Source organism: Streptomyces niveiscabiei (genome assembly GCF_001419795.1).
Classification (GTDB): domain Bacteria; phylum Actinomycetota; class Actinomycetes; order Streptomycetales; family Streptomycetaceae; genus Streptomyces; species Streptomyces niveiscabiei.
In genome coordinates, this window is the sequence record NZ_LIRL01000323.1 from 1 (window position 1) to 9,865 (window position 9,865).

A 9,865-nucleotide genomic window follows, 5' to 3' on the forward strand; every position below is an offset into this window, starting at 1 on the left:
CCCGCCCCGGAACCCGGCGTCAAGGTCGCAACCGACCCCGCAACCGACCCCGCAGCCGAACCCCCGTCCGCCTTCCGTGTCACCGGTGCCGGAAATGCCGTGGACACCGACGAGTTGAGCCGCTCCACCCCGAACCGCAGCGCGGACGCGTACGTGTCGTCGGGGTCCAGGCGGCGCAGTTCCTCGGCGATCAGGTCGACCGTGTCCCGGCGCTTCAGGGCGACCGCGCGGTCGGGCTGGCCGTGGATGGAGAGGGTCGCGACCGAGCCGTCGGGGCGGTCGAGGGCGATGGGGCCCGCGTCCGTCGAGAGGCGGACGGCGGTGAGGCCGGGGCCTGCGGAGAGGGTGCGGCGGACCGGGACGTCGAGCCGGTCCGCGAGCCACATCGCCAGCAGTTCGCAGCTCGGGTTGAACTCCTCCCCCTCGACCTCGACGGACGTCACCTCGCAGGTGACCTGGTCGAGTGCGGCGGCCAGCATCGAGCGCCAGGGCGTGATGCGGGTCCAGGAGAGGTCCGTGTCGCCGGGGGCGTACGACTTCGCGCGGGCGGTCAGCTCGCGGACGGGCTGCTCGGCGGCGTACGAGTCGGTGACCCGGCGCTGGGCGAGCGCGCCGAGGGGGTCGTTCGCCGGGTCGGCGGGCGCGTCGACGGGCCACCAGACGACGACCGGGGCGTCCGGGAGGAGAAGCGGGAGGACGACCGACTGGGCGTGGTCGGAGACCTCGCCGTGCAGGCGCAGGACGACCGTCTCGCCGGTGCCCGCGTCCGCGCCGAGCAGCACCTCCGCGTCGATGCGGGACTGCGTGCGGTCGCGCGGCGAGCGGGAGACGCGGCGGATGACGACGAGCGTGCGCGAGGGGTGCTCGCGCGACGCGTCGCCGGCCGCCTTCAGGGCGTCGTACGCGTTCTCCTCGTCGGTGACGAGGACCAGGGTGAGGACCATGCCGACGGCAGGCGTGCCGATCTCGCGGCGGCCCTTGACCAGGGCCTTGTTTATCTTGCCGGCGGTGGTGTCCGTGAGGTCGATCTTCATGGCCGGCGCCAGCTCCGTCCCTCGCGTGCGAGCATCTCGTCCGCCTCGGCCGGCCCCCAGGTGCCCGCCGGGTACTGGGCCGGCTTGCCGTGGGTGTCCCAGTACTCCTCGATCGGGTCGAGGATGCGCCAGGACAGCTCGACCTCCTCGGTGCGCGGGAAGAGGTTCGAGTCGCCGAGCAGGACGTCCAGGATCAGGCGCTCGTACGCCTCCGGGGACGACTCCGTGAAGGACTCGCCGTACGCGAAGTCCATGGACACGTCCCGGATCTCCATCGACGTGCCCGGCACCTTGGAGCCGAAGCGGACGGTGACGCCCTCGTCGGGCTGGACGCGGATGACGATCGCGTTGGAGCCCAGCTCCTCGGTGGCCGTCGTGTCGAAGGGGGAGTGCGGGGCGCGCTGGAAGACGACCGCGATCTCGGTGACCCGGCGGCCGAGCCGCTTGCCGGTGCGCAGGTAGAAGGGGACGCCCGCCCAGCGGCGGTTGTCGACCTCGACCTTGATCGCGGCGTACGTGTCGGTCTTCGACGCCTTGTCGATGCCGTCCTCTTCGAGGTAGCCGATGACCTTCTCGCCGCCCTGCCAGCCGGCCGCGTACTGCGCGCGGACGGTGTCGCGGCCGAGGTCCTTGGGGAGCCGGACCGCGCCGAGGACCTTGGTCTTCTCGGCGGCGAGCGCGTCCGCGTCGAAGGAGGCGGGCTCCTCCATGGCGGTCAGCGCCATCAGCTGGAGGAGGTGGTTCTGGATGACGTCGCGGGCGGCGCCGATGCCGTCGTAGTACCCGGCACGGCCGCCGATGCCGATGTCCTCGGCCATCGTGATCTGGATGTGGTCCACGAAGGACCGGTTCCAGATCGGCTCGAACATCGTGTTGGCGAACCGCAGCGCCAGGATGTTCTGGACGGTCTCCTTGCCCAGGTAGTGGTCGATGCGGAAGACCTGGTCGGGCGCGAAGACCTCGTGGACGACCTTGTTCAGGTCCTCCGCCGACTTCAGGTCGTGCCCGAACGGCTTCTCGATGACCGCGCGCCGCCACGAGCCGCGCGACTGGTCGGCCAGGCCGTGCTTCTTCAGCTGCTGGATGACGACCGGGAACGCGCGCGGCGGCACCGACAGGTAGAAGGCGAAGTTGCCGCCCGTGCCCTGCGCCTTGTCCAGCTCCTCGATGGTGGCGCGCAGCCGCTCGAACGCCTCGTCGTCGTCGAAGGTGCCCTGGACGAAGCGCATCCCCTGGATGAGCTGCTGCCAGACCTCCTCACGGAACGGCGTACGGGCGTGCGCCTTGACCGCGTCGTGGACCTCGGCCGCGAAGTCCTCGTGCTCCCACTCCCGGCGCGCGAACCCGACCAGGGAGAAACCCGGCGGAAGCAGACCGCGGTTGGCGAGGTCGTACACGGCGGGCATCAGCTTTTTACGTGACAAATCGCCCGTGACACCGAAGATGACAAGGCCCGACGGCCCCGCGATACGCGGGAGCCGCCGGTCTGCCGGGTCACGCAGCGGATTGCTGCTCGACAAGTGAAATCAGCCCTCCGAAGGAGCGAGGCGCTGAAGCTCCGCCTCGGTCGACTTGAGCAGGTCGTTCCAGGACTCCTCGAACTTCTGGACGCCCTCGTCCTCGAGGAGCTGGACCACGTCGTCGTAGGAGATCCCGAGCTTCTCCACCGCGTCGAGCTCGGCGCGCGCCTGCTCGTAGGTGCCCGCGATGGTGTTGCCGGTGATCTGCCCGTGGTCCTCGGTGGCCAGCAGGGTGGCCTCCGGCATGGTGTTGACGGTGTTCGGCGCGACCAGGTCGTCGACGTACAGGGTGTCCTTGTACGCCGGGTCCTTCACGCCGGTCGACGCCCACAGCGGACGCTGCTTGTTCGCGCCCGCCTTCTCCAGGGCCTCCCAGCGCGAAGTGGAGAAGACCTCCTCGTACGCCTGGTAGGCGAGGCGCGCGTTGGCGAGGGCCGCCTTGCCCTTGAGGGCGAGGGCCTCGTCGGTGCCGAGCGCGGTCAGGCGCTTGTCGATCTCGGTGTCCACGCGGGACACGAAGAAGGAGGCGACCGAGTGGATGCCCGCCAGGTCGATGCCCTTGGCCTTGGCCTTCTCCAGGCCGGCCAGGTAGGCGTCCATGACCTCGCGGTAGCGCTCAAGGGAGAAGATCAGCGTGACGTTGACGCTGATGCCGTGGCCGATGACCTCGGTGATCGCCGGGAGGCCCGCCTTCGTCGCCGGGATCTTGATCAGCGTGTTCGGGCGGTCCACCAGCCACGCGAGCTGCTTGGCCTCGGCGACCGTCGCGGTCGTCTCGTGCGCGAGGCGCGGGTCCACCTCGATGGAGACCCGGCCGTCCTGGCCGCCGGACGCGTCGTAGACGGGGCGCAGGATGTCGGCGGCGTCCCGGACGTCCGCCGTCGTGATCATCCGGATGGCCTCCTCGACGGTGACCTTGCGGGCGGCGAGGTCGGAGACCTGCTGCTCGTAGCCGTCACCGGACGAGATCGCCTTCTGGAAGATCGACGGGTTGGTGGTGACGCCCACGACGTGCTGCTGGTCGATCAGCTCGGCGAGGTTGCCGGACGTGATCCGCTTGCGCGACAGGTCGTCCAGCCAGATCGCGACGCCTTCCTCGGAGAGGCGCTTCAGTGCGTCTGTCATGGAATTACATCTCCTACGTGCGAGTCGTCGTATAGGGGCGTCAGCGCTGTGCCGCTGCGAGGGATTCCCGCGCCTTGGCGGCCACGTTCTCGGCAGTGAAGCCGTACTCCTGGAAGAGGACCTTGCCGTCGGCCGAAGCGCCGAAGTGCTCCAGGGAAACGATGCGGCCCGCGTCACCGACGTACTGGTGCCAGGTGAGACCGATACCGGCCTCGACGGAGACACGCGCCTTGACGGCGGCGGGGAGCACCGACGCCTTGTACTCGGCGGACTGCTCCTCGAACCACTCCACCGACGGCATCGAGACCACGCGCGTCGGCGTGCCCTCGGCCTCCAGCACCTCCCGCGCGGCGACGGCCACATGGACCTCGGAGCCGGTCGCGATGAGGATGACCTCGGGGGTGCCCGTGGACGCCTCGGTGTGGACGTAACCGCCCTTGACCGTGTCCTCGTTGGGCTCGTACGTCGGCACACCCTGACGCGTCAGCGCCAGGCCGTGCGGCGCCGAGACGCCGTACTCGCGCTTGCCGCGGCGCAGGATCTCGCGCCAGGCGATCGCGGTCTCGTTGGCGTCGGCCGGGCGGACGACGTTCAGGCCCGGAATGGCGCGCAGCGCGGCGACGTGCTCGACCGGCTGGTGGGTGGGGCCGTCCTCGCCGAGGCCGATCGAGTCGTGCGTCCACACGTAGGTGACCGGCAGGTGCATCAGCGCGGACAGGCGCACGGCGTTGCGCATGTAGTCGGAGAACACGAGGAACGTGCCGCCGTAGATACGGGTGTTGCCGTGCAGCGCGATGCCGTTCATCTCGGCGGCCATCGAGTGCTCGCGGATGCCGAAGTGGATCGTGCGGCCGTACGGGTCCGCCTCGGTGAGCGGGTTGTCCGCCGGGAGGAAGGAGGACGACGCGTCGATCGTCGTGTTGTTGGAGCCCGCGAGGTCGGCCGAGCCGCCCCACAGCTCCGGGATGACCGCGCCGAGCGCCTGGAGGACCTTGCCGGACGCGGCACGCGTCGCGACACCCTTGCCCGCCTCGAAGACCGGGACCTTCTCCTCCCAGCCCTCGGGCAGCTCGCCCGCGTCGATCCGGTCGAACTCGGCGGCGCGCTCCGGGTTCTCGTTCCGCCACAGCTGGAACGACTTCTCCCAGTCGGCCTTCGCCTGCGCGCCGCGCTCCAGGGCGCCGCGCGTGTGCGCGATGACCTCGTCGGAGACCTCGAAGCTCTTCTCGGGGTCGAAGCCCAGCACGCGCTTGGTGGCGGCCACCTCGTCGTCGCCGAGCGCCGAGCCGTGCGCGGCCTCGGTGTTCTGCGCGTTCGGGGCGGGCCAGGCGATGATCGAGCGCATCGCGATGAACGACGGCTTGTCCGTCACCTTCTTCGCGGCCTCGATGGCGTTGTAGATCGCGTGCGGGTCCAGGTCGCCGTCCGGCTTCGGGGCGATGCGCTGGACGTGCCAGCCGTACGCCTCGTACCGCTTGACGGTGTCCTCGGAGACGGCCGTCTCGGTGTCGCCCTCGATCGAGATGTGGTTGTCGTCCCACAGCAGGATCAGGTTGCCGAGCTTCTGGTGGCCGGCCATCGAGGACGCCTCGGCGGAGATGCCCTCCTGGAGGCAGCCGTCACCGGCGATGGCGTACACGAAGTGGTCGAAGGGGGACTCGCCCTGCGGGGCCTCGGGGTCGAACAGGCCGCGCTCGTAGCGGGCGGCCATCGCCATGCCCACCGCGTTCGCGACACCCTGGCCGAGCGGGCCCGTCGTCGTCTCGACACCGGTCGTGTGGCCGTACTCCGGGTGGCCCGGGGTCTTCGAGCCCCAGGTCCGGAACGCCTTCAGGTCGTCCAGCTCCAGGCCGAAGCCGGCCAGGTACAGCTGGGTGTAGAGAGTGAGGGACGAGTGGCCGGCGGACAGCACGAAGCGGTCGCGCCCGACCCAGCCGGCGTCGGCGGGGTCGTGCCGCATCACCTTCTGGAAGAGGGTGTAGGCGGCCGGCGCGAGGCTCATCGCCGTACCCGGATGGCCGTTCCCGACCTTCTGTACGGCATCGGCGGCCAGGACGCGGGCGGTGTCGACGGCCCGCTGGTCCAACTCGGTCCAGTCGAGGTCTGTGGTGGTCGGCTTGGTGCTCACCCTGGGTCAGGGCTCCTCTCCACATGTTCGGTTCACCGGCTGCTCGGGCAACGCGCCCACCGGCTGCCGGTGCACGGGGGGCCCACCGGCCGTTGTCGAGCCTACCCCCGTAAGTACGTGCGGTTTCTCCCGTCCGTCCAGACTGCCGGGAGTCCTGGAGATCCGCCTGTCGACCGGGTTCCCGGGGCTCGGCATCTGAATACGGAGCGCGTCATCCGAGCACTCAAACGAGCCGTCGTGCGCCCGTTCTGTCCCCCCTCCCGGTGGCCCGTCCAACACGGGGCACCCCCGCGAAGGCCGAGGTATGGGCAACGTCTACAGTGGCGTGGTACGCGCGAGCCTTTACCGGGACTTCACACGGTCGGGCTTGCTGGGAAATCTCTTTCAGGGGTGTGCGTGACGGCCGTCGAATCCCGTCCAGCGGGGGTTATCGGTGCGAGTCAGAGCCCGGTGCAGCGGCCGTTCGGGGCCCGTGTCAAGGCGTTCGTGGCGCTGACCAAGCCGAGGATCATCGAGCTGCTGCTGATCACCACCGTTCCGGTGATGTTCCTGGCGCAGCAGGGGGTTCCCGACCTCGGTCTCGTCCTCATCACCTGCCTCGCCGGCTATCTGTCCGCGGGCGGCGCCAACGCGCTCAACATGTACATCGACCGCGACATCGACGCGCTCATGGACCGCACCTCGCAGCGGCCCCTGGTCACCGGCATGGTCTCGCCGCGCGAGTGCCTCGCCTTCGGGATCGCGCTCGCGGTCGGCTCGACGCTGCTGTTCGGGCTCGCCGTCAACTGGCTGTCCGCGTGGCTCGCCCTCGGGGCGCTCCTCTTCTACGTCGTCGTCTACACGATGATCCTCAAACGCCGTACGGCGCAGAACATCATCTGGGGCGGCATCGCGGGCTGCATGCCGGTCCTCATCGGATGGACGGCCGTGACCGACTCGCTCTCCTGGGCGCCGGTCATCCTCTTCCTCGTCATCTTCTTCTGGACGCCGCCGCACTACTGGCCGCTGTCCATGAAGGTCAAGGACGACTACGCGCGCGTCGGTGTGCCGATGCTGCCGGTCGTCGCCTCCAACAAGGTCGTCGCCAAGCAGATCGTCATCTACAGCTGGGTGATGGTCGCCGTCTCCCTGCTGCTGACGCCGCTCGGCTACACCGGCTGGTTCTACACGGTCGTCGCGCTCGCCGCGGGCGGCTGGTGGCTGTGGGAGGCCCACGCCCTCCAGAACCGGGCCAAGGCCGAGGCCGAGGGGGCCAAGCTCAAGGAGATGCGGCTGTTCCACTGGTCGATCACCTACGTCTCCCTGCTCTTCGTCGCCGTCGCCGTGGACCCCTTCCTCCACTGAGCCGCTCCTTGCCGGTGTTTCCTACTCGCCGGTAGCATCCGGGTATGGCAGACACGAAGACGCAGGACCGGCAGGACCGTACGGCGGCGAAGCTCGCCAAGCGCATCGGCACGTTCGCCAAGGCGCACGGCGGCGCCGAGGGTCAGGTTGCCTACATCGGCCAGCGCGGGGCGCGCATCGTCCTCGTCGGCGCCGACGGCGGCTGGGGCGACGTGGTCGCGCCCTCGTACGACGTCGCCGTGGCCGCCGTCGAGAAGGCCGGGATCACCCGTCACGAGGAGTTCGACGGGGAGTTCGCGGCGAAGGTCCAGACCGGGCCGTACGAGTGGAAGCGGATGGCCGGGATCCAGATCGGCGGCTGAGGCGTTCCGGCGCTTCCGGGGGCGTTTCCCGGGGCGCGCGGTCTTTTTCGGGCGCCCCCCGCGTCAACCGCGACCTGACGTACGCCTCTCCCGTTAACCCCTGTAAGGCCACGCCACCTACAGGGAGACCGGATGATCGAGACGCCGTCCCTGGTGGACCAGTACTGTCACGGCGTCCTGCGGACCGAGCTGGGGCTCGGGACGTTCGAGGGGCGGCTCACGGGCACGGACGGGCCGCCGGCCTCCGGCACGACCCTCTTCGACACGCAGACCGGCTTCGCCGTACGCCGCTGGTGTCCGCCCGCGCTCGGCCTGGAACCCCACTGCCCGCCCGCGCGTTATCTGGCCAGGCGGCGTGAGCTGGGGGTGCTGGAGGCGGGGCGGCGGCTGCTGCGCGGCTCGGGCGTGGCGACCTTCCTCGTCGACACCGGAGTGCCCGACGACCTCACCCAGCCCCGTGAACTCGCCGCGACCGCCGACGCCGACGCCCGCGAGATCGTCCGCCTCGAACTCCTCGCGCAGCAGGTCGCGGACACGTCCGGGACGGTCGAGGGGTTCCTCTCCAACCTCGCGGAGTCCGTGCACGGCGCCGCCGCGAACGCGGTCGCCTTCGCCGCCGCCGGACACGCCGTCGCGCCCGAGCCGCCCGACGCCGGGTCCGTCCGTGGCGCGGCCGGCCGCTGGCTCGCGGGCCGCCGCGCCGGGGACGCCCTCCGCGACCCCGTCCTCCTACGGCACCTGCTGTGGATCGCCCTCGCCTCGGGGCGCCCCCTGCAACTGCGGGCGGGGCCCGTCCTGCCGGTCGACTTCATCCGGGCGACCGCGGGGCTGGGTACGGATCTCGTCCTCCTCCACGCGTATCCCCGGCACCGGGAGGCGGCCCACCTCGCGGCGGCGTACCCCCATGTGTACGTCGACTGCGGGACGGCGTTCCTGCACACGGGCGCCCGCGCGGCGACCGTCCTCGCGGAGACCCTGGAACTCGCCCCGTTCGGCAAGGTCCTCTACTCCAGCGGGGCCCGCGCGCTCCCGGAGCTGCACCTCGTCGCCGCCCGGCTGTTCCAGGAGGCGGTGGCGCGGGTGTTCGGGGGGTGGGTCGCCGAGGGGGCCTGGCTGTTGGGGGACGCGCAGCGGGTGGCGGGGATGCTGGCTTCCGGGAACGCTCGGCGGGTGTACGGGGTGGGTGACTGACGCGCGGGTGGCTCGTTGGTACGTATGGCGTATGCCGCCCGCGGGGGTGGTCCGTACTGGACGTAGCCGATCAGGCCTTGCGCGAGTGTTGTCCCTGCTCCGTGCGGCATACGCCGTCTGTCAGTTCGGAGCTGGCTCGAACCTGCCGACGGCGGGGGTCGGCACGGTCGGTTTATCGGTAGGCCGTTCTCGCAGCGACAACAGCACCCGCAGCACCCAGATCCACGTCACTGTAGACCCGAACATATGTGCCCCGACCAATACCTCGGGCAGGTTGGTGAAGTACTGGATGTACCCCACCCCCCCTTGCGCCAGCAGGATCAGGAACAGTTCGCGGGTCCTGTGCAGGGGGGGCTTCGGGGCGTCCACCGCCTTCAGGACGAACCACAGGGCGAACGTCAGGGTCACCACGATCCACGCCAGCACCGCGTGCAGCTTCGCGATCGTCTCCCAGTCGATCGGGATGCGGTCCACCTCGCTGGAGTCGCCCGCGTGGGGGCCGGCGCCGGTGACGATCGTGCCGATCGCGATCAGGAGCCCCGAGGCGATGACCAGGGACCAGACGAGTTGCTGGACCGCCTTGCCCACGACCGGGCGGGGGGCCTGGTCGCCCTCCCTCGTGCGCTGCCACATCACCGTCGCCACCGCGATCAGCGCCGACGAGAGGAGGAAGTGTGCCGCCACCGTGTACGGGTTCAGGCCGACCAGGACGACGATGCCGCCCAGCACCGCGTTGCCCATGACCACCCAGAACTGGGCCCAGCCCAGGCGGGTGAGGGACCTTCTGTACGGCTTCTCCGACCTTGCCGCGATGATCGCCCAGCCGACCGCCGCGCACAGGACGTACGTCAGCATGCGGTTGCCGAACTCGATCGCGCCGTGCATGCCCATTTCGCTGGTCGCCGTGAGGGATGTGTCCGTGCACTTCGGCCAGGTCGGGCAGCCGAGGCCCGAGCCGGTGAGGCGGACGGCGCCGCCGGTGACCACGATGACGACGGACATCACCAGGGCGGTGAGCGCGGCTCGCTGGACCGTTCGGGGGGTTGGGGTCCAGCGGGCTGCGATGTAGGCGAGGGGGTTGCGCAGGGCGGCTGCGGCGTCGGCTCGGGTCAGGTTCGGCACGGGGTCCATCGTAGGGCGGGGCTTGTGCATGCGTTCACG

8 protein-coding genes are annotated in these 9,865 nt (G+C 70.4%); 3 read left to right on the plus strand and 5 right to left on the minus strand.

The window, feature by feature from the left end; all coding sequences use genetic code 11:
- The 4 genes from opcA to tkt all read right to left on the minus strand — a co-directional run.
- Positions 1-1,034 (minus strand): glucose-6-phosphate dehydrogenase assembly protein OpcA (gene opcA, locus AOK24_RS16505; protein ID WP_240553958.1); only part of this gene is annotated, 1,034 nt, incomplete at its 3' end.
- Positions 1,031-2,554 (minus strand): glucose-6-phosphate dehydrogenase, encoded by a 1,524-nt coding sequence (zwf, locus tag AOK24_RS16510; RefSeq protein WP_055720833.1) that lies wholly within the window; start codon positions 2,552-2,554, stop codon positions 1,031-1,033. The genes zwf and opcA, both read right to left, overlap by 4 nt.
- Before the next feature lie 6 nt (positions 2,555-2,560).
- Positions 2,561-3,679, minus strand: coding sequence for a transaldolase (gene tal / locus AOK24_RS16515; protein ID WP_055720834.1), 1,119 nt, complete (start codon positions 3,677-3,679; stop codon positions 2,561-2,563).
- Positions 3,680-3,719: 40 nt separating this feature from the next.
- Positions 3,720-5,807: a transketolase gene (gene tkt / locus AOK24_RS16520; protein ID WP_055720835.1), complete on the minus strand. Its 2,088-nt coding sequence runs from the start codon at positions 5,805-5,807 to the stop codon at positions 3,720-3,722.
- A 390-nt stretch (positions 5,808-6,197) separates the two neighbouring features.
- Between tkt and AOK24_RS16525 the strand changes: the two genes are divergently transcribed.
- From AOK24_RS16525 to AOK24_RS16535, 3 genes are all read left to right on the plus strand, one after another.
- Entirely contained in the window at positions 6,198-7,151 is a 954-nt protein-coding gene (locus AOK24_RS16525) for a heme o synthase (RefSeq protein ID WP_055720836.1), read from the plus strand.
- A 44-nt stretch (positions 7,152-7,195) separates the two neighbouring features.
- Positions 7,196-7,513: a hypothetical protein gene (locus AOK24_RS16530; RefSeq protein WP_010352459.1), complete on the plus strand. Its 318-nt coding sequence runs from the start codon at positions 7,196-7,198 to the stop codon at positions 7,511-7,513.
- Positions 7,514-7,645: 132 nt separating this feature from the next.
- Positions 7,646-8,704, plus strand: coding sequence for an amidohydrolase (locus tag AOK24_RS16535; protein ID WP_055720837.1), 1,059 nt, complete (start codon positions 7,646-7,648; stop codon positions 8,702-8,704).
- Positions 8,705-8,824: 120 nt separating this feature from the next.
- On the opposite strand, the gene AOK24_RS16540 is transcribed toward AOK24_RS16535, so the two are convergent.
- A complete protein-coding gene (locus tag AOK24_RS16540) occupies positions 8,825-9,856 on the minus strand; it encodes a COX15/CtaA family protein (protein ID WP_079056841.1) in 1,032 nt (343 codons plus the stop codon).
- Positions 9,857-9,865: the final 9 nt, after the last annotated feature.

Excerpts from the sequence above, each read along its gene's own strand:
- tal (WP_055720834.1), bottom strand. The coding sequence starts at position 3,679 with ATGACAGACGCACTGAAGCGCCTCTCCGAGGAAGGCGTCGCGATCTGG.
- AOK24_RS16530 (WP_010352459.1), top strand. The coding sequence starts at position 7,196 with ATGGCAGACACGAAGACGCAGGACCGGCAGGACCGTACGGCGGCGAAG.
- AOK24_RS16535 (WP_055720837.1), top strand. The coding sequence starts at position 7,646 with ATGATCGAGACGCCGTCCCTGGTGGACCAGTACTGTCACGGCGTCCTG.
- AOK24_RS16540 (WP_079056841.1), bottom strand. The coding sequence starts at position 9,856 with ATGCACAAGCCCCGCCCTACGATGGACCCCGTGCCGAACCTGACCCGA.